The 17,947-nt window shown below is 70.1% G+C and carries 15 protein-coding genes, 1 tRNA gene and 2 pseudogenes; 12 read left to right on the forward strand and 6 right to left on the reverse strand.

Annotated elements, in window-relative coordinates; genetic code table 11:
• The first annotated feature begins 192 nt into the window (after positions 1 to 192).
• The 6 genes from SALPAC4_RS0117520 to SALPAC4_RS0117545 all read left to right on the forward strand — a co-directional run bounded on the left by SALPAC4_RS0117520 (position 193) and on the right by SALPAC4_RS0117545 (position 6,142).
• On the forward strand, positions 193 to 1,140 hold the full coding sequence (locus SALPAC4_RS0117520; RefSeq protein ID WP_027644339.1) for a siderophore ABC transporter substrate-binding protein: 948 nt from the start codon (positions 193 to 195) through the stop codon (positions 1,138 to 1,140).
• A complete protein-coding gene (locus SALPAC4_RS0117525) occupies positions 1,137 to 2,123 on the forward strand; it encodes an ABC transporter permease (protein ID WP_019871421.1) in 987 nt (328 codons plus the stop codon). The genes SALPAC4_RS0117520 and SALPAC4_RS0117525 overlap by 4 nt, the downstream gene beginning before the upstream one ends.
• The gene (locus SALPAC4_RS0117530) at positions 2,113 to 3,114 is read left to right on the forward strand and encodes an iron chelate uptake ABC transporter family permease subunit (RefSeq protein WP_019871422.1); all 1,002 of its coding nucleotides are present in this window, start codon (positions 2,113 to 2,115) and stop codon (positions 3,112 to 3,114) included. The genes SALPAC4_RS0117525 and SALPAC4_RS0117530 overlap by 11 nt, the downstream gene beginning before the upstream one ends.
• Positions 3,111 to 3,869 carry an iron ABC transporter ATP-binding protein gene (locus tag SALPAC4_RS0117535; RefSeq protein ID WP_019871423.1) on the forward strand — a complete coding sequence of 253 codons (759 nt, stop codon included), beginning with the start codon at positions 3,111 to 3,113 and terminating at the stop codon, positions 3,867 to 3,869. The genes SALPAC4_RS0117530 and SALPAC4_RS0117535 overlap by 4 nt, the downstream gene beginning before the upstream one ends.
• Positions 3,870 to 3,974: 105 nt before the next feature.
• Positions 3,975 to 4,634, forward strand: coding sequence for a response regulator transcription factor (locus SALPAC4_RS0117540; RefSeq protein ID WP_018733916.1), 660 nt, complete (start codon positions 3,975 to 3,977; stop codon positions 4,632 to 4,634).
• A 179-nt stretch (positions 4,635 to 4,813) separates the two neighbouring features.
• Positions 4,814 to 6,142: a sensor histidine kinase gene (locus SALPAC4_RS0117545; protein WP_019871424.1), complete on the forward strand. Its 1,329-nt coding sequence runs from the start codon at positions 4,814 to 4,816 to the stop codon at positions 6,140 to 6,142.
• A gap of 31 nt (positions 6,143 to 6,173) precedes the next feature.
• Here SALPAC4_RS0117545 and SALPAC4_RS0117550 read toward each other — a convergent pair whose 3' ends face one another.
• Positions 6,174 to 7,889, reverse strand: coding sequence for a fibronectin type III domain-containing protein (locus SALPAC4_RS0117550; protein WP_020629226.1), 1,716 nt, complete (start codon positions 7,887 to 7,889; stop codon positions 6,174 to 6,176).
• A 119-nt stretch (positions 7,890 to 8,008) separates the two neighbouring features.
• On the opposite strand from SALPAC4_RS0117550, the gene SALPAC4_RS27785 reads away from it, so the two are divergent.
• Positions 8,009 to 8,923: a hypothetical protein gene (locus tag SALPAC4_RS27785; protein WP_019871425.1), complete on the forward strand. Its 915-nt coding sequence runs from the start codon at positions 8,009 to 8,011 to the stop codon at positions 8,921 to 8,923.
• Here the strand turns inward: SALPAC4_RS27785 and SALPAC4_RS26740 are convergent.
• Positions 8,807 to 9,823 (reverse strand): helix-turn-helix transcriptional regulator, encoded by a 1,017-nt coding sequence (locus SALPAC4_RS26740; protein WP_027644340.1) that lies wholly within the window; start codon positions 9,821 to 9,823, stop codon positions 8,807 to 8,809. The genes SALPAC4_RS27785 and SALPAC4_RS26740 overlap by 117 nt on opposite strands.
• A 217-nt stretch (positions 9,824 to 10,040) precedes the next feature.
• On the opposite strand from SALPAC4_RS26740, the gene SALPAC4_RS0117565 reads away from it, so the two are divergent.
• Positions 10,041 to 10,817 carry a RhlG family 3-oxoacyl-ACP reductase gene (locus SALPAC4_RS0117565; RefSeq protein WP_019871428.1) on the forward strand — a complete coding sequence of 259 codons (777 nt, stop codon included), beginning with the start codon at positions 10,041 to 10,043 and terminating at the stop codon, positions 10,815 to 10,817.
• A 118-nt stretch (positions 10,818 to 10,935) separates the two neighbouring features.
• Here the strand turns inward: SALPAC4_RS0117565 and SALPAC4_RS0117570 are convergent, their stop codons facing one another.
• Entirely contained in the window at positions 10,936 to 11,367 is a 432-nt protein-coding gene (locus tag SALPAC4_RS0117570; protein WP_011905498.1) for an SsgA family sporulation/cell division regulator, read from the reverse strand.
• Positions 11,368 to 11,660: 293 nt separating this feature from the next.
• Here SALPAC4_RS0117570 and SALPAC4_RS0117575 point away from each other — a divergent pair, with 293 nt between their 5' ends.
• Complete coding sequence (locus tag SALPAC4_RS0117575; RefSeq protein WP_027644341.1) at positions 11,661 to 12,221, forward strand: TIGR02611 family protein; 561 nt, start codon at positions 11,661 to 11,663, stop codon at positions 12,219 to 12,221.
• 49 nt (positions 12,222 to 12,270) lie between these two features.
• Positions 12,271 to 12,342, forward strand: a tRNA-Val gene (locus SALPAC4_RS0117580).
• 63 nt (positions 12,343 to 12,405) lie between these two features.
• On the opposite strand, the pseudogene SALPAC4_RS25410 reads toward SALPAC4_RS0117580, so the two are convergent.
• From SALPAC4_RS25410 to SALPAC4_RS0117600, 3 genes and pseudogenes are all read right to left on the reverse strand, one after another.
• Positions 12,406 to 13,551 (reverse strand): annotated as a pseudogene (locus SALPAC4_RS25410) (site-specific integrase).
• Positions 13,551 to 13,749, reverse strand: a pseudogene (locus SALPAC4_RS25415) (excisionase family DNA-binding protein). Before SALPAC4_RS25415 ends, SALPAC4_RS25410 begins: the two co-directional pseudogenes overlap by 1 nt.
• Positions 13,746 to 15,311, reverse strand: a complete 1,566-nt coding sequence (locus SALPAC4_RS0117600) for a replication initiator (protein WP_019871431.1) — start codon at positions 15,309 to 15,311, stop codon at positions 13,746 to 13,748. Before SALPAC4_RS0117600 ends, SALPAC4_RS25415 begins: the two are co-directional and overlap by 4 nt.
• 1,153 nt (positions 15,312 to 16,464) lie before the next feature.
• Between SALPAC4_RS0117600 and SALPAC4_RS27790 the strand changes: the two genes are divergently transcribed.
• Both SALPAC4_RS27790 and SALPAC4_RS0117605 read left to right on the forward strand, forming a co-directional pair.
• Entirely contained in the window at positions 16,465 to 17,169 is a 705-nt protein-coding gene (locus tag SALPAC4_RS27790) for a hypothetical protein (protein ID WP_027655164.1), read from the forward strand.
• A 216-nt stretch (positions 17,170 to 17,385) separates the two neighbouring features.
• The gene (locus tag SALPAC4_RS0117605) at positions 17,386 to 17,637 is read left to right on the forward strand and encodes an alpha/beta hydrolase family protein (protein WP_019871432.1); all 252 of its coding nucleotides are present in this window, start codon (positions 17,386 to 17,388) and stop codon (positions 17,635 to 17,637) included.
• The last annotated feature ends 310 nt before the right edge of the window (positions 17,638 to 17,947 follow it).

The raw sequence follows: 17,947 nt of genomic DNA on the forward strand, positions 1-17,947 counted from the left end.
TCCTGCCGGACACACCCTGTGCGGACGCTGAGTAGGCAACCGATTAAGCGATCGAGATCGTCAGTACGGCCGGACCCGTGCGGTCATGTGAGCAACGCAGCAGGCGATTGCGCCGGCAGTTGATCGTAGTTAGGTTAGCCTCACCTAACTCGGCTGGCGGGTGTCAGCCAGGGACCACCCCGGAGCAAGCACATGAGATTCCCCCTTCTTAGCGTCGGTCTCGCCACCACGCTCGCTCTAACGTTGACCGCCTGCGGCGGCGAAGCGGGAGAGCCGGCCGACTCGACAGCAGCGGACGGGCGCACCGTGGCCATCGAACACGCACAGGGTTCGACCAGGGTGCCGGTCAACCCCGAGAAGGTCATCACGTTCGACCTGGCGAGCCTGGACACACTCGACGTGCTCGGTGTCCCGGTGACAGGGGTGGCCAAGGGCAATCTGCCGTCCTATCTCGACAAGTACAACGGCGACGAGTATGTCAACGCGGGCACCCTGTTCGAGCCCGACTTCGAAGCCGTCAACGCCGCCGAGCCGGACCTGATCGTCGTGGCGAACCGTTCGGCGAAGGCCTACGACGAGCTGAGCAAGATCGCCCCCACCGTCGACCTGACCCTCGACTGGACGAGCTTCAAGTCGAGCTTCGTGACGAACACCGAGAAGCTGGGAACGATCTTCGACCGGCAGGATGAGGTCAAAGCAGCGCTCGCCGACATCGGCACGAAGATCAGCAAGGCCAAGGAGAGCGCCGCCGACGCGGGTCGTGGCCTGATCGTGCTCACCAGCGCCGGCGAGGTCACCGCATTCGGACCAGGTTCCCGCTTCGGCTGGCTGCACGACGAATTCGGCGTGACGCCCGCCATCGCCGATGTCGAGGCCGCCACCCACGGTGACCCCATATCGTTCGAGTTCATCCTGGAGACCAACCCCGACTGGCTCTTCGTCGTCGATCGGGACGCCGCCACCGGTGAGGGTACGGAGACCGCACGGGAGGTTCTCGACAACGAGGTCGTCGCCAGGACCACCGCCTGGTCCACGCAGCAGGTCGTCTACCTCGACCCGGTGCCGTGGTACATCGTGATGAGTGGACTGAACGCCGTTAACCAGATGATCGACGAGGTCACCACCGGTCTCACCAAGTGATCCGACGTATCGGGGCGACGCCGGCGGCTGTGGTCGCGGGCGTCGCCCTCACGGCGGCGCTCGCGCTGGTCAGCGTCTTCGTCGGGGTCGCCGACGTGACGCCGGGTAGCCTGCTGCGCGGCGGGCCGGACGGCGAAGCGGCACTGCTGCTGGCCGCCAGCCGGCTGCCACGCACCCTCGCTCTGGTGCTCGCTGGAGCAGCCAGTGCCATCGCTGGGCTGATCATGCAGATGCTGGTCCGAAATCGGTTCGTCGAGCCGGCCACCACCGGAACCACCGAAGCCGCCGCCCTCGGCCTGCTGGTCGTCACGGTGAGCGCACCCGGGCTGCCGCTGGCCGGCAAGATGGCCGTGGCCATCGGGTTCGCCCTGGTCGGCACCGCACTGTTTCTCCTGCTACTTCGCCGGCTTCCGGTGCGCACGGTCATTCTGGTGCCGCTGGTCGGCCTCATGTTGGGTTCGGTCATCGGAGCGGTGACGACGTTCTTCGCCTACCGGTTGGATCTGCTCCAGACCCTGGACACCTGGCTGACCGGAGACTTCTCCGGCGTCCTGCGGGGCCGGTACGAACTGCTGTGGGTGGCGTTCGCCGCGACGGCCGCCGCCTGGGTCGCCGCCGACCGGCTGACCGTCGCCGGCCTGGGCCGCGATTTCACCACGAACCTCGGCATGCACTACGGGCGGTTGCTCGCCCTGGGTGTCACGGTCGTGGCCACCGTGGCATCGGTCGTTGTGGTGACCGTCGGCGCCATCCCATTCCTCGGGCTCATCGTGCCGAACATCGTCAGCCTGCTGCTGGGGGACAACGCGCGCCGGGCGATTCCCTGGGTAGCCGTCGTCGGGGCGGCCTTCGTGCTGGTGTGCGACCTGATCGGCCGGGTGTTGCGACATCCCTACGAGATCCCGCTCGGTGTGGTGGTCGGCGTCGTCGGCGCGGCGGTGTTCCTGTACCTGCTGCTCAGGAGCTCTGAACGTGCCCACTGACACGCTGAACCGAGCCGTCCTGGGGGTAGCTCCCCTCGTCCGGCGACACCGGATCCGCCTCTGGATCCTCGCTCTGACGGGCGTGACGGTTCTCCTCGTGACCGGGTACCTGTTCACCGACGTGACCGGGTCCTGGGATTACGTCCTGCAACTCCGTGCGCGCAAACTCGCGGCGATGCTGCTCGTGGCGGTGGCCGTGGCCACGGCGACGGTCCTGTTCCAAACCGTTACGGAGAACCGCATCCTCACTCCGGCGATCATGGGTCTGGACGCGCTCTACGTGCTGATTCAGACGGTGGTGGTTTACCTCTTCGGGGCGAGCGCGCTGGCCGCCACCGATCCGGTGCTGCGATGGACGGTCGAGCTCGTCGTGCTGGTCCTGTTCGCCACCGCACTGTTTCAATGGATCTTCACTGGGGCGGGACGCAGCATCCACCTGCTGGTCCTGGTCGGTGTCCTCTTCGGCGTGCTCTTTCGCAGCGTGACCCATCTGCTGCAACGGATGATCGACCCAGCGGAGTTCGCGGTGTTGCAGGACGCCTTCTTCGCGAGCTTCAGCGTGCCGGAACGTCTCCTCGGTCTCTCCGCTGTGACGATCACGCTCGCCGCTGTCGGCCTCGTGCTGATCGGCCGGCAGCTGGACGTCCTCGTCCTCGGCCGAGCCCACGCGATCGGGCTCGGTGTGCACCACCGGCAACTCGTCGCGATCGTGTTTGCCCTGGTAGCGGTCCTGGTCGCGGTCTCCACCGCGCTCGTCGGGCCGATCACCTTTCTCGGGCTCATCGTCGCCAACCTCGCCTATCACCTCATCGGTAGTCACCGGCACAGGCACACGATCCCCGCAGCCGTCCTGCTCGCGGTGATTTTCCTGGTCGGCGGCCATTTGCTACTCGAGCGGGTATTCGACCTCGGCACCGTGCTCGCGGTCGTAATCGAGTTCGTTGGCGGAATCTTCTTCCTCATCCTTGTCACCAGGAAGGGCACGCGGTGATAGTCCTCCAGTCGGTCACCAAGCGGTACGCGGACACCGCCGTCGTTGACGACGTGAGCATCGAGCTCGGGCATCCGGGGATCACGTCCGTGATCGGTGCCAACGGTGCGGGTAAATCCACCTTGCTGTCGATGATCGGACGGCTACTGCTGGTCGACAGTGGCACCATCACCGTTGACGGCCTGGACGTGACCACCACCCGAGGCGCGCTGCTGGCCCGCCGGCTGGCTGTGTTGCGGCAGGACAACCACCTCACCGCCCGACTCACCGTACGGGACCTGGTCGCCTTCGGCCGCTTTCCGCACGGTCGGGGCCGGCTCGGCCCCAGTGATCGGGAAGCCATCGACCGCGCCATCGACTATCTCGATCTTGACCCCGTGGGTGGACGGTTCCTCGACGAACTCTCCGGCGGGCAACGGCAGCGAGCCTTCCTGGCGATGACGCTGGCGCAGGACACCGAATACCTCCTGCTCGACGAGCCACTCAACAGCCTCGACCTCCGGCACTGTGTGCAGACCATGCGACTGCTCCGACGGGCCGCTGACGAGCTCGGCAAACGCATCGTGCTGGTCCTGCACGACATCAACTTCGCCGCCGCGTACTCCGACCGGATCGTCGCGATGCGTGCCGGGCGCATCCACGTCGCCGGGAAGCCGACCGAGGTCATCACGACCGCGGTGTTACGGCAGGTGTACGGACTCGACATCGCCGTTGACGAGTTCGGCGGACATCCCATGGCGATCTACCACCTGTGACGTACCTCCGCATGTGTCCACCTCCCCGTCGTCGGCTCCACCACCCGATGCCCTCCTCTGAACACGGCGTTTCCGACGTGCGTGTCCCGATGGCACTCTTGACCCGTGCGACTGTTGGTGGTGGAGGACGAGGCGCGGCTGGCGGCCGCACTGCACCGGGGGCTCCAGGCCGAAGGCTTCGTGGTGGACGTCGCGACGACCGGGCCGGCCGGGCTGGATGCGGCCCGGCACGGCGACTACGACGCGATGGTCCTTGACGTGATGCTGCCTGGCCTCTCCGGCTACGAGGTGGTCCGCCGGCTGCGGGCCGAGCGGCGCTGGCTGCCGGTGCTCATGCTCTCCGCCAAGGACGGCGAGTACGACCAGGCCGACGGGCTGGACTGCGGGGCCGACGACTACCTCACCAAGCCCTTCTCGTACGTGGTGCTGCTGGCCCGGCTGCGCGCCCTGCTGCGCCGCGGCGCACCGGAGCGGCCGGCGGTGCTGGCCGTGGGGGACCTTCGGCTGGACCCGGCCCGCCGGCGGGTGACCCGAGACGGCGTCGAGGTCGCCCTGACCGGCCGGGAGTACGCCCTGCTCGACTACCTGATGCGCCGACCCGGCACGGTGGTCTCCAAGATCGAAATCCTGGACCACGTCTGGGACGCCAACATTGAGACCGCCCCGAACGCGGTGGAGGTGTACGTGGGCTACCTGCGGCGCAAGCTCGGCCGAGACCGCCTGGAGACCGTCCGCGGGGCCGGCTACCGCCTCGTCACCGCATGACCGAACCCGCCGCCCCCGCCGAACGTCCCCGCCCCGGCACCCCACCCGGCACCGGCCCTCCACCCGGCACCGGCCCTCCACCCGGCACCGGCCCTCCACCCGGCACCGGCCCTCCACCCGGCACCGCGCGCCGGGGTCGCGGATGGCCCTGGAAACCCCTCGGTCTCCGCGGCCGGCTGATGGCGATCGGCCTACTCGGCGTGTCGGCGGGGCTCGCCGTCGGCGGCCTGGTGCTCCTGGCCGTGCTCAACTGGACTCTGCACCGCAACGTCGACACGGAGGCGCTGCGCACCGCCGACGCGATCGCACTGCTGACCGCCGAAAACGCCCTGCCCGACCCCCTACCCGTCGCCGGCAGTCAGGTGCGGGTACAGGTGATCGACGCCCAGGGACGGGTCCGCGCCGCCTCCATCGACGCCGATCGGCTGGTGCCGATGGTCCGGCCGGAGCAGGTCGACCGCACCGCCCGAGCCGGCATCACCGTGCCGGGGCAACGCATGGGGCTGACCGGACCGATGCGGGTGGTGGCCGTACCGGCCGGCACCGACGGCGACCCGCTCACCGTGCTGGTCGCCCGTTCGCTGGTGGACGTGCGGCAGAGTATCCACGTCGTCCAGACCATCCTGCTGGTCAGCTTCCCGCCGCTGGTGGGTCTGCTCGCCCTCGCGGCCTGGCGGGCCGTCGGCGTGACGCTCCGCCCGGTGGAGGCGCTGCGTCGGGGCGCCGAGGAGATCACCGGTCGGGACGGGCGCGGCCGGCTACCCGTACCGGCGTCGCAGGACGAGATCCACCGGCTCGCGGTGACCCTCAACGACATGCTGGATCGGCTGCGCGCCAGCCGCGACCGGGAGCGGGCCTTCGTCGCCGACGCCGCGCACGAACTGCGCAGCCCGCTGACCAACCTGCGGACCGAACTCGAGGTCGCGCAGCGGCTGGGGGAGCGGACCGACTGGCCCGCCGTCTCGGTGGACCTGCTGGCCGACACCGAACGGCTCGGCCGGCTCGTCGACGACCTGCTGCTGCTCGCCCGCCTCGACGAGGCCCCGCCCGCCCGCGGCGCCGGGCCGGTCGACCTGGGTGCCCTCCTGGCCGAGGTAGCCGCTCGCTACCCGGCCGAGAGTGTGCACCTGGCACCGTCGGCGTCGCCGCTCTGGGCGGTCGGCGACCTGGAGGAACTGCGCCGGGTGTTGGTCAACCTGGTCGACAACGCGGTACGGCACGCCCGCAGTCGGGTGCTGCTTGGTGCGGAGCCGGACGGGCCCGCGTACCACCGGGTGATGGTGACCGACGACGGGCCCGGCATCCCGGTGGCGGACCGGGAGCGGGTCTTCGGCCGGTTCACCCGGCTGGATGTCGCGCGCGACCGGGATGCCGGCGGCGCCGGCCTGGGGCTCGCCATCGTGCGCGAACTGGTGCGGCGGGCCGGCGGTCGGGTCGACCTCGGCGACGCCGAACCGCCGCCGGGCCTGCGCGTCCGGGTGACGCTGCCCGCGCTGCCCACCGAGTAGCGGACGCGTCCACCGAGTAGCGGACGTGGCGTCAACCGCGATTGGTGCAGACCTCCGCGGACCGGGCGATCGTCTCCGTTGACCACACCACCGCCACGGCGAAGCAGTAGTCGTCGCCACCGTTGAGCCCGTAGACGACGAATTCGGTACTGCCGGCGGGCAGGTTGGCGAAGACGGTCTGCGACTCGCCGGGCTTGCCTCCCGAGACCACCACCGGGCCCGCGCCTCCCTCCGGGTAGGTCCAGCGCAGGGCGATGTTGTCCCGGTTGTCGGTTAGGGTCACCGCACCGGGCGGAGCGCCCGAAGCGTCCGCCGGTGTGGCCGGAGCCTCGGTCGCCGGGTCCGTCGCCGACGGCGGTGTCGACCCGTTGAACCGGTAGACCCCGGCGATCACCGCGGCCGTCCCCAGCAGCACCACCAGCGCACCCACCACGAGCGGCAGCCGGGGCCGGGGTGGCGGCGTGGCGCGCGGCACCGGCACCGGCAACCGCCGCGACGGCTGCTCCGTCGCCGCATCGGGCATTCCGTGCGGTCCGACCCGGCGGACCCCGTCGGCCTCCTCCAGGTGGGTCAGGGGCAACACCGCTGGGGGTACGGCGGCACCCCACTGCTCGGTCGACGACTCGGGCCACCACGGGTCGTACTCGCCCCCGCGGGCCGGTAAATCCGGTGGGAAGGGCTCGGGCGGCTCGTGGAACCCGGAACCGTCCAGCGGTAGCCGGGGCGTCGGGACCGCCGGCGGCGGCGAGTACCCCGCCGCGGGATGCTCCTCGGCCACCGGCCGGTCCGGCTCCGGCGGAAGATACAGGTCGGTCGGTCGATACCCGGGCTGCGATGGATGCTGCGGCCCGTCCCCATCCTGCGGTGCGTCGTCGGGGAGGGGCCAGTCGTCGGGGCGCGTTCCGCCGCCGGGGGATTCCCGATCGTCGGGGAGAGACCGGTCGTCGGGGAGTGACCCGCCCCCAGGCAGCGGTCGGTCCTCGGGGAGTGGCCCGTCTCCCGGCGGGGGCGTCCGAGCGGACGGCACGAAGAGAGGCTCCCGCCCGTGGGGTGCGCAGCGGTGCTCCGGATCGGCGCTCGCCCGCCCCAACGCGGCCACCTGCCCCGCCAGCGGATCCTCCGTGGCCAGGTGCTGGCCGCACAATCCCTCGGCCAGCGCCAGGCTCTCCCGCGCCGAATCGACCAACCCGCAGTCGCGTTGCATCGCGCCGAGCCGGGCGAGCATCTTGATACCGCTGGGATGCCCGTCGCCGTACACCTCGCGGTGCAGCTCCCACGCGTCGGCGAGCCGGTCGCGGGCCAGCTGGCACTGGCCGCGGGCGTACTCCAGCGTGGCCAGGTCGGCGTGCGCGGCGAGAACGCGAATCGACTCCGGACCGTCCAAGGCCGTCAGCTCGATAATCACCTCCTGGTAGATCCGGGCCGCGCGGGACCAACTACCGACCCGGTGCAGCACCGCGGCCAGGGTGGCGGCAGCCGCGACGGTCCGTTCGTCCGAACGGCCGTGCAGGTGATTGCTGGCCGCGTACGCGTAGGCGGCCCAGCCCCGCGCGGCCTGCGGATCGCCGAGCCCCACCAGCACCCGCGCCTGCAGGCTCGCCAGCTCGGCTAACTCGGCGCTGGCGTTGGTCGGCCGTGGATCGGCGTCGGCCAGCGCGTCGGAGAGGAGCCGCCGGGCGCCGGCGAGATCGCCGGTAGCCACCAGCTGATGCGCGTGGTCAGTCAGTTCCCCGAAGCCAGAAGGCACGCCCCATGGTGCTCAACCAGCGACGGTATGTACAAGCCCCGCGCCGGTTGGGTTTCCCCGCGCTGCTTTTGGACCCCGCCGCCCCGGGCCCATCCCCGTACGGTAGAACCGATGACGTGATGGACGGGGTGGTACGGGAACTGCTCGGCCGGCAGCTCGAAGCGTGGTTGTCCCGGGCGGTCGCGCAGGGGCGGCCCAGCGTCGTGGCGCTCGCCTACGGGCCGGGGGCCCTGCTCGCGGCCACCGACTCCGCCGAAATGGTCCTCGGTGTGCTCGCCGAGCATGCTGGCCAGCTTCGCGGGCGGCAGCTCACCGTGCTGGTGCTCGCCGACGGAAGTGAGGAACTCCCCGCCCGGCTGGGCGCGATCGAGGCGACCCTGCCGGCCGAGATAGCCGTACACCTGGTGCCCGGCGGGCCCGCCCGGCTGCCGGTGGCGGTGAAGGCGGCCGGCGCCACGGGGGCGCCGCTGCTGTCGTACCTGGACGGGGCCGGCGCTCACGACCCCGGTGTGCTGGCCGCCAGCGCCGCCGGCCGCCCCGCCGAGCTCCTGCTGGTCACCGAGGCGAACCCCGCGGCTGCTGCCTCCGCCGGGTCGGTGCGGGCCGGGCTCACCGGTGCCGGTTTCCCGCTCACCACCCAGGTCGATCTGGTCGCGGTGGACGGGTCAGCTGCGCGGCGGCTCGCCTTCGGCACCGGCCACGACCGGAGCCTGGAGGCGTTCAAGGAAAACCTCTGGGCAGTGGATGACGACGCCGCGGTTCGCTACCGGGACCCCGCCGACCCGAGCGGGCAGCTGCTCGACATCGCACCCGACCCCGAGTCGCTGGGCCAGGAACTCCTCGCCGAGCTGGCCCGCTCCGGCCCCCGTACCGTCACCGAACTGCGCCGACACGCGCTGACCGCGACCGCGTACCGGTCAGTCGACGTGCAGCGGGCGCTCACCGGGCTGCTGCGCCGCGGCGCCGCCGTGCGCGACCCCGAGCACGGTCGACTCGGCGGTGACGTGATCATCGCTGTGCCCCGGCATCCGTAGCTGAGCGCCGCCAGCATCGGCGGGCGGGCGCGGGCGTACCAGGGGCGGTCCGGCCGGCGGGAAGGAGCCGGCGGCATGCCCCCGATCGGCGCGGAACGCACCCGGGCTGATCCCGACCTCTCGGCTGAAGAACCGGCCGAAGTTGGTCGGCTCGGTGAAGCCGAGCCGCTGGCCGATTCGCGCCACCGGCTCGTCGGTCGCCGCGAGGAGGCGGCGGGCCTGCAGCGCCACCCGATCGTCCACCACCTGTTTGGCGCTGCGCCCGGTGACCGCCAGGCAGGCGCGGGTCAGGGTACGAACCGAGCAACCCACCCGGTCGGCGTAGTCCTCCACCCGGCGGCTGCGTTGGTAGCCCTGCTCCAACTCGCGGCAAAACACTCGAAAGGTGCCGGTCTCGGTGCGCGACGCAGACCGTGACGTGGGCTGCGGCCACCGACTGGAACCCGGCAGCAGGGCCAGCCGAAGCAGCAGCACCGCCAACTGGTGGCGGAGCAGGGGGGTGGGCTCCCCGCGATGCCGCTCGCAGTCCACCGCGAGCTGATGGACCCCGGCCCTGATGGCAGCCCCGTCCGCACCGGTCAGCTCAAGCCAGGCCGGAGCCGCCTCGGGGTCAAGGTCGAAGCCTTGCAGCGCCGCCGAGGCCCAGTGCACCACGATCGCATCCAGGCTGGCTGGCCCACACCGAAGCACCTGGCCGGCTCGGACCCGCAGCAGTGTGCCCGGGTGGCAGGGCCGGGGGTGGAAGTCCACCTCAGCGCTGCCATGCCCCGTGGTGACCAGTATGAGTAGCTCCTCCGTCAGGAGGATCGGACGCCGCCACGCCAGGTCGGCCACCAGGTCACTGAAGCCGTGCGCCACGCTGACGGCGGCGTCCGGGGAGCGATGAACAGCGGAGGACATCACCTGCGACGGTAGCCCTGTACGCCGATTCCCGCATCACCGTCATCGCCGCGCGGCCACCGGGGCTGGGCGGCGGGCCAGCAATGGCGGACTCCCGGTTGGGGAGCCGCCCTCGACTCCGCCGCCTCGACTCCGCCGTGTCGATCGGCGGGGTTGTGGGGGCTGAGCGGGGCGATTACGTTACCGAGCGGTAGGGGCGGATGGCGAAGGGACGGGCATGACAGATCTTTTCTCGGTAACCGGTAAGACCGTCCTGGTCACCGGCGGCTCGCGCGGGATCGGCCGGATGATCGCCGAAGGTTTCGTCCGGGCCGGCGCCAAAGTGATCATCTCTGCCCGGAAGGCGGACGTCTGCACGGCGGTCGCCGCCGAACTGTCGGCGCTGGGCGAGTGCACGGCGGTCCCGGTCGACCTCAGCAGCGCCGCCGGCGCCGAGGCGCTCGCCGCCACGGTGCGAGAGCGGCACGACCGACTCGACGTACTGGTCAACAATGCGGGCGCCACCTGGGGTGCACCACTGGAGGCCTATCCGGAGAGCGCCTTCGACAAGCTCTGGGCGGTCAACGTCAAGGCCGTCTTCCGGCTCACCACCGCGCTGCTGCCCGCGCTGCGTGCGGCGGGCACCGCGGACGATCCCGCCCGGGTCGTCAACATCGGCTCGGTGGACGGGATCCGGGTCCCGTCAATGGAGGTGTACGCGTACTCCGCCACGAAGTCCGCCGTGCACATGCTGACCCGCAGCCTCGCCCACCAACTCGCCGCCGAACACATCACCGTCAACGCGATCGCCCCGGGCCCGTTCGAGAGCAAAATGATGGCGTTTGCCCTGGACGACCCCGCCTCCCGGGCTGCTGTCGAGAAGCAGGTGCCGCTGGGCCGCATCGGCCGGCCGGAGGACATGGCGGGTACCGCGATCTACCTGTCCTCGCGGGCCGGCGCCTACCTGACCGGCGCGGTCATCCCGGTTGACGGTGGTATCACCACCCACGGCTGAACCCGGCTCAGTCGTGGGTCGGCGACTCGCGTACCGACCGGGGTGGCCGGGGTCGCGCGGACTCGGCAGCTCCGCGCGGCCCCGGCTAGCCGGTCACCAGATTCCGGTCCTTTCGATCTCAGCGTCCGGCCAGCAGCCGGTTCACCGCCGTGTCGACGTCCAGGTGCTCGGCCTCGCGGCCGCGTGCGACGACGACGTAGGTCCGCCGCAGGAAGCGCACCAAGACGCTCCGCGGCACCTCAAACAGGGCGTTACCGTCCGGGGACGACAACGCCAGGGCGACGAAGTCCCCGCGCGGGGTGGCCCAGGGCCAGACCCGCACATCGCCGATGCCGGCCGGCTCATCAAGGCCGGTCACCAGCAGTTCCCGTGCGAACGACCAGCTGACCGCCTCGCCACCAGCCGATTCGGCATGGAACAGGACGTGGACCGCATACGGATCAGCAGGGTCGTAGCGCAGACTGGCGCGCACCGGCAAGGCCGTGGCGTCAGGTGCTACGAGCCTTAGCGACGTCTCGACCTCTACGGTCGTCGGTCGGATGACACTCATGGACGTTCTCCCCCCGGCACCGCTGCGGAACGCGCGTGTCCCGCTTTTCCCATACTCAGGTGCTGCCCCTAGCTACGCTCCGCCATACGCTGACTTCACCCAGTGGTGGGAAGGTCTTCGGAGTGTCCTCCAGAATGTGAAAGTTCCTGTAGGATTTCCGGTTCCACCCGTCCGCGGTGCCGCTTGGCATCAGGTGCTTCAGTCGTCGACTTACTCCGGTAACGTCCAGTCCACGGTCGCAGTGACGGGCGCGCGCCACACTGGGGGAAGGAAATGTGACAGGGTGATCCTCAGTGGATCGTGTCACGTCGTCGGGTCGACCGATCATCGCGACCCAGACGGCTGAACGGCGGGGGTGCGGGGTGTCGAACGAGCAGCGGAGTAAACCGGGCCGATCCGAGTCGGATCTCGGTGCGCCGGCAGCAGGAGTGGCGCTGGTCGAAACCCGGGGAGGATGGTCGCGGTGGCGCCAGCGCGCCTCAACCACCCTCGCACTGATTCGGGCCAACCCCACCGGCCGACTCGCCCTGAAGGTCTTCGTCGCGATCACTGGCGCCATCGTCGTGACCGTCGGAATCGCGCTGATCCCGCTGCCGGGCCCCGGCTGGTTGCTGGTGATCGCCGGCCTCGGGATCTGGGCGGTGGAGTTTCACTGGGCGCGACGGCTGCTCACCTTCACCCGCCGGCACGTCTACGGCTGGACCAGTTGGGTTACGCGACAGTCACTCTCGGTGCGGTTCGTGATCGGCTCGGTCGGTCTCGTCTTCGTGTCGACCGTCGTGTGGCTGTCGCTCAAATACAGCGTCGGCATCGACGTCGTGGCCTGGGTGCTGGATCGCCTCAAGGGGAGCTGAGCCGGTTTGGGGTCGGCATCGGCGATCAGGTAGAGTCATCCGAGCCAACGGGCGATTAGCTCAGCGGGAGAGCGCTTCGTTCACACCGAAGAGGTCACTGGTTCGATCCCAGTATCGCCCACCCAGCTCAAAGGCCACTTCCCAGCGTGGGAGGTGGCCTTTCTGCTGCCCGTACAGCAGCCCGTCATTGTCCGAGCGATTCGCCGAGACGTTTGAGGGCGTCCCTGGTCGCCTTTGACGAGACCTGGGTGTAGATCTCCATCGTCACGGAGAAGCGGGCGTGCCGGAGGATCTGCATGGCGACTCGCGGATGGACGTCGAGATCGGCCAGGAGCGTTGGAAGTTGCGCGGCTCGATGGGTGTGCCATGGCGGGTGGTGAATACGAGGTCGTTCTCGTGCCAGGCCTTTCCGGCGGCTGCTCGTGCCTCATCGCGTTGGCTATTCCGCGATCTGAGTGCGGCCACGCAGATGTCGGGCAGGGGGAGGGCGGCGTCGGACGCCTGGGTCTTTGGTGTCGCGGTGCAGAAGCTTCCCGCGTACGCGTTGCAGTTGCCGGCCGATGGTCAGCTTGCCGGCATGGAGGTCGACGTCCTCCCATGCCAGTCCCAACTCCTCGCCTTTACGCAGGCCGGTGACGAGGACCAGGGCATAGGCGGCGTAGAGCGGGTCCTCGTCGGCGCGGGCCGATTCTAGGAACTTTCGCGCCTCGTCGCTGGACTAGGACCTCCCGCGTCGACGGCGGACGGTGGCCAGAGCGACCGCACGGCCGGATTCTTGCTGATGAGGTCTTCGGCCTGGGCGTGGGTGAGGGCGGCCCGCAGCGCGGCCCGGATGTCGCTGACCGTGCGCGTCGACGGGACTGCCTGGCAGCACCGCCCGGCCGCGCAACAGCGGCGATTCTCTTGACGACGGGCGGCGTCCTTGCCCTGGGCGCAGCACTGGCAGGTACGGGCCACCTGATTGAGCCAGGTCTGCACGTCCCGCGCCTGGAGCCGGTCGAGGCGCTTGGAGCCGAGGCCAGGGGAGAGGTAGCGGCGGACGAATGTCTTGTAGGTGGCGAAGGGTGAGCGGGGCCCGGTTCGGTTCGATGATCTCGGTCAGCCAGTAGGCGAGGAAGCTACCGACGGTCGGGACACTGGTCGCCACCGCTCCCGCCTTTGCCTGCTGGTGCAGTTTGATCCACTTGTCGTGCACGGCGTCCCGTGTCTTGCCGTAGACGTACTTGCGTGTCCGCTGCCCATCGGGCTTGGTGACCCACACGTATGCGGCGAAGCCGGTGCGGTACGGGAAGATCGACCCCTCCCCGTTGGCGCGGGCACGTCCGGGCATCAGGCGGCCTCCTGCTTTTCGACCTGCTCGCGGACGTACTCATCGACCCACTTGGGGGAGGACACGGCGATACTTGCCGTCCTTGATGGAGCGCAGCTCACCGGTGGCAATCTTCATCTTGACCTTGGAGATTCCGAAGCCGAGCAGGACGGCGACCTCGGCAGGTGAGTACCAGCGGGGGCGAAGGTCGTGGTTCATGCGGCGGCCCCGGTAAGCCAGGCGTCATGGGCGACTTCTTCCCGGCCGATGCGTCTGCTCTCGCGTCGCTGTCGGGCGGCAGTGTTGGCGAGTAGGGCGTCACCGTCGGTGCGCCAGCCGGCCCTGAGGTAGGTGAGCGTGCCGACGGTGAGGGTTTCGGTTCCGTTGTCTTCGGTGCGGCGGTAGGTCGCGCGGGTGTCGCGGAGCAGGGCGAAGGTGACCGAGTAGCGGCGGGCTTTGGTGAGGAAGTGGCCGCCGAAGCCGAGCATGTGTGCCCAGCGGCGGAGTCCGGCGTAGGGGTTCGCTGTGGTGTCAAGGCGGCCTTGACGGTCGCAGCCCTGTCCGGCGTTGCCGGTGGTACGGGTGGCGGTGGGGCGTCCGAGTCGCCAGCAGGCGTCGATGAGGCGGGCGGTGTGGTCGCCGTCGGGGTTGGCGTAGGTGCCGATGGTCGCAGAGGTGAGCCGGGTCGAGGCGTGACCGGTGACTTCGGTGGCCTTGGTCGCGTACTTGGCGAGGTAGGCAGCGACCTTCGCGTCGGTCACGGCACCATCGCCGCTGCCGACGCGGCGCACGTCGACCTGCTCGCCCCACGCCACCGGCCAGCCGTCGAGGCGGTCGGGGTGTGGTGGGGTGGTGACGGTGATCTGCCGGGCTGCCGCGTGCACGGCGTTGTCCAGGTCGTCGGCGGTGATCCCGGCCGGCGGCGGCGTCAGAGCACCGGAGTCGCCGGGGTCGACGCCGTCGAGGCGCAGCAGGAGGTGGAAGTGCACGGCTCCCCGGCGTTGCATCTCGGCGACCTTGCCATGTGACACCCGAACCGGCGGCACCCGACGCACCCGGCCGGAGTCGGTGACGACCTGGGCGTGGCCGATGCCTCGTCGGCGGCAGAGAGCGGCAAGCTGGCGTTCGATGGCCTGCTTGGTGCGCCGCCACAGCTCGCCGGAGAAACCGTTCCACACGGCCTGGTGGTCGTGGTCGTAGCAGTCCAGACACAGTGGCCGCCCGAGCTGCGGATCGTCGGTGTCGTGGCGGGCGAAGCAGGCCGCGGGCTGCCCGTGCTCGCAGGTGCCGGCGTCACGGCGGGCGCGGCAGGGCGCGGGCCGGCAGTCGCAACGCTGGCGGGCGGCACAGGTGTGCTGGGGAACGTGCCGGTGATGGACCGCGCCGAAGGAAGGTGCGGTGAACGTGGCGAACACGACCGGATGCCGTGCGACGGTGGCGGGGACGGTCTTGCCGCCGGTCAGGCCGGTGCGGACGACCTGGAAGGCGTCGCCCGCGTAGACCCAGGCGCAGTCCGGGCACTGCGATGCGCGGCGGTTGCCGCACGCTTTGTAGATCGCGCGGTCGGGTAGCTCGTCGGTGCGCAGTTCTCGGATGATGCGGCCGGTGTCGGCCTCGACACTGGTGAGGGTGCCGGTGAGGCGGATCGGGCGAGTGCAGCCGCCAGCGGAGGTGGTGTGTTCCAACCAGCCGAGATAGTCCGGAGTGGTAGCACGGTGCAGGGCTTGGGCGATCCGGCCAGCGGCGAGGCCGGGCCGGGACAGGGGGAGCGGGGTGGACATCGGGTTCTCCTCACGGGGTGGCAGGGACGGAAGACGAAGCACCACCAGCCGTGGACGGGGTCCGCTGGTGGTGTTCGTCGTGTCTCCTGGCACCGCCGTAAGGGCGGTTCACGCCGGAGGGCGGAATCGTGGTGGTGCCACACTCCGCCGATGGGTGATGTCCTCGCGTACTCGTGGAGGTCACGGGGCCGGCACGGGTGGGAACCCTGTGATGCCAGCATCCAACGGGATTGCCGCCGGCTGCCCTACCCGTGGAAGGTAGCGAATCCAGGCCATCGTGGACGGCGAAAGCCGCGCTGGGCCATTCCGCGGATTCTGTGGCCGACATAGCGGCCGGGGCGATCGAGGGCCGGCGGAAAGTGGACCGCTTCAGTGGCAGAAAGGCCGCTCGGCGTCTCAGGAGTCGAGTCCAGCGATCCGGCGGAGGGCCGCGCTGGCGTGCTCGAACGACCGCCAGAGTAGCACCGGGCACCGACACGTCAACCCATCGTGATCCCTCCGGCTGGGTTGGGACGGCCGGCTCCCGGCCGGTGTGGGAGGACTTTCTGTACGTCTATCAAGGCGGCCCGCAACGGGCCGCACGCGCCGCCACCTGGGCGCGCACCGGCCGCTGCCGCTGTCGCTCTGCGGCCGTCCCGCCTGACGCCCGGCGGCTGGCGCGGACAGCGGGATGCCCGGAGGGCCGCCGCAGAACGACAGGCCGTTGGGGGTGAGTTGGTGGGCCGGCAGCCGGCCGGGCCGCGCGGCCACGAGCCCGCGCGGCGTAGGGGAGCCCACGCCGGCCGCGTCGGCGAGCTGGCGGCAGTTCCGGGGCTGCCGTCGGTGCGCCTCCGGCGGGGGCGCTCCGGCTCCGGGACGGCCAGGGCTCCGCCGGCGAGTCGCGGTCCGTGGGTGGTTGCCGTGGGCCATCCCGCCTGCCATCGACCCGGGCAAGCCGAGCAGACCACCGCCCGACCCGCCAGCGCCCGTACGAGCCGTCAAGGTCCGCTTGACGGTGGCGGGCCGGGCGGCGGCCCGCTCCCCAGGAGGGCGGGTCGACGGCAGACGGGATGGAACAGCGGGTTGCCCGGAACGCGTCGCAGTCGGACTTCGACCGGCGGAGGTAGACGGCGATGGCCTTGTGGTGCATGCGCGATCACACGATACTGCGGTCGTGTGGGCCTCCCTGTTGACCTTGCTGTGCACATACTCTGTCCTGAGCCAGGTCGGCGTCGCCGACAGCGGCGCGGCGTCTTGGGCGTTCACGGCGGCGGCATTGTTCGCCGTGTTCGCGCTCTGGCGTGCCGCACGCAATAGCGTCGCACCCGAACCGGAGCCTGTGCGTCGTTCGACGATGGCGCGTCGCGTACTGGCGCTGATCGTCGTAACCCATCTCAGCACATCCCTGGTGAGCGGGCTCATCGGCGGTTTTTCGCCAGCGATTCCGCCCGGTGGTTCTCCGGATCACGCCATGGCCATCAACCTGCGGCTGAACACCACCGTGGGGTGGCCTATAAACTTGATCATCATCTTCCAACTGGGACGCCTGTCTGGGACATGGTTGGCCGTAAGGAGACCTTTTCGATGGCTCGCAATGATATCCGTGTTTCCGGCCCTGATCGCATTAGCGCTGCACCCCGTGGTCATTGCCTTTTCCCAGAAGTACGGCACCATCCCGCCGCATAGCCTCGCAGAGAAAGCTCCGCGAATGATCGCCGGAACCGTCCTGATCTTCTGCGTCCTGGCCCTCGGCAATCTGAGCAGGCGAGAATCGCTGAGGCGGCCCAGGCCAGCGGCAAGCCGCGGTGGCGGCACCATCCCTGGTCTGGGCGACTCCGACACCGGCCATTCCGTAGCGCCGGATCGAGCTACCCCCTAAACGTACTTGGCGGAAGCGTCATGCCCGCTGCGTGCCCCATGTGGGGGTCAACAAGGGCAGCATGGGAGGCTGCGGGTCGCCGTTCCGAGCATCCCGCCAATACTCGGCGCCTGCTCGTTCGCACGATCAAGGACGGGCCAGAAAGCGGTTCAAGGCACCTTCCTGCTCGAGCGCGAGCCGGAGATCGGCCCGTTCACCACCGCTCGCCTGTCCTCCATGGGCCGCTACATCCGGCTGATCAGTGAGGGCGACCTGAAGGACGTCGAGGCGCCCGTCCTGTTCCTGCGGGCACAGGCGTCGATCGCCGAAGCCGAACCCGCGTCCGACGACTGGCGGGCGGTGTTTCCCACGGCGCACACGACAGCGGACGTGCCGGGTGACCACTTCACCATGATGGAGGAGCACATCGCCACGACGGCACGCGCCGTTGACGACTGGCTGCGTGCGACGGTGCCGGCGGCCGGCTGAAGGCGGAGCCGCGGACAGCGGACGTGCGACGGCGGCGACAGCGCTTGCTCATCTCGAGGGGGTGCTGGCGCCTCTGTCCATGCCCGCGAACGCAGCCAACCGGTCGGGTCAGGAAGTCGCCGGCGCCGGGCCCGTCGTCAGCCTCTGGCCGTCCGGCCTCGAACGCTGATCGCTACGCGCGCTGCCATCGGTGTCCGGCTGACCTTTGCGGATTATGCGCGGACCTCGGCAGGCAAAAGCCTTACTGACTTCGGCACCACATGGAGCACGCCGGCAGGCAGAGTGAAACAGAGGTAGGCAGGTGAGGGGC

This window comes from Salinispora oceanensis (assembly GCF_000383575.1).
Taxonomy (GTDB): Bacteria; Actinomycetota; Actinomycetes; order Mycobacteriales; family Micromonosporaceae; genus Micromonospora; species Micromonospora oceanensis.

Coding starts and splice junctions, on each gene's coding strand:
- SALPAC4_RS0117605 (WP_019871432.1), top strand. CDS start 17,386: ATGGGCCGCTACATCCGGCTGATCAGTGAGGGCGACCTGAAGGACGTC.
- SALPAC4_RS26740 (WP_027644340.1), bottom strand. CDS start 9,823: ATGTCCTCCGCTGTTCATCGCTCCCCGGACGCCGCCGTCAGCGTGGCG.
- SALPAC4_RS0117570 (WP_011905498.1), bottom strand. CDS start 11,367: ATGAGTGTCATCCGACCGACGACCGTAGAGGTCGAGACGTCGCTAAGG.
- SALPAC4_RS0117565 (WP_019871428.1), top strand. CDS start 10,041: ATGACAGATCTTTTCTCGGTAACCGGTAAGACCGTCCTGGTCACCGGC.
- SALPAC4_RS0117545 (WP_019871424.1), top strand. CDS start 4,814: ATGGCGATCGGCCTACTCGGCGTGTCGGCGGGGCTCGCCGTCGGCGGC.
- SALPAC4_RS0117600 (WP_019871431.1), bottom strand. CDS start 15,311: ATGTCCACCCCGCTCCCCCTGTCCCGGCCCGGCCTCGCCGCTGGCCGG.
- SALPAC4_RS0117520 (WP_027644339.1), top strand. CDS start 193: ATGAGATTCCCCCTTCTTAGCGTCGGTCTCGCCACCACGCTCGCTCTA.
- SALPAC4_RS27785 (WP_019871425.1), top strand. CDS start 8,009: ATGGACGGGGTGGTACGGGAACTGCTCGGCCGGCAGCTCGAAGCGTGG.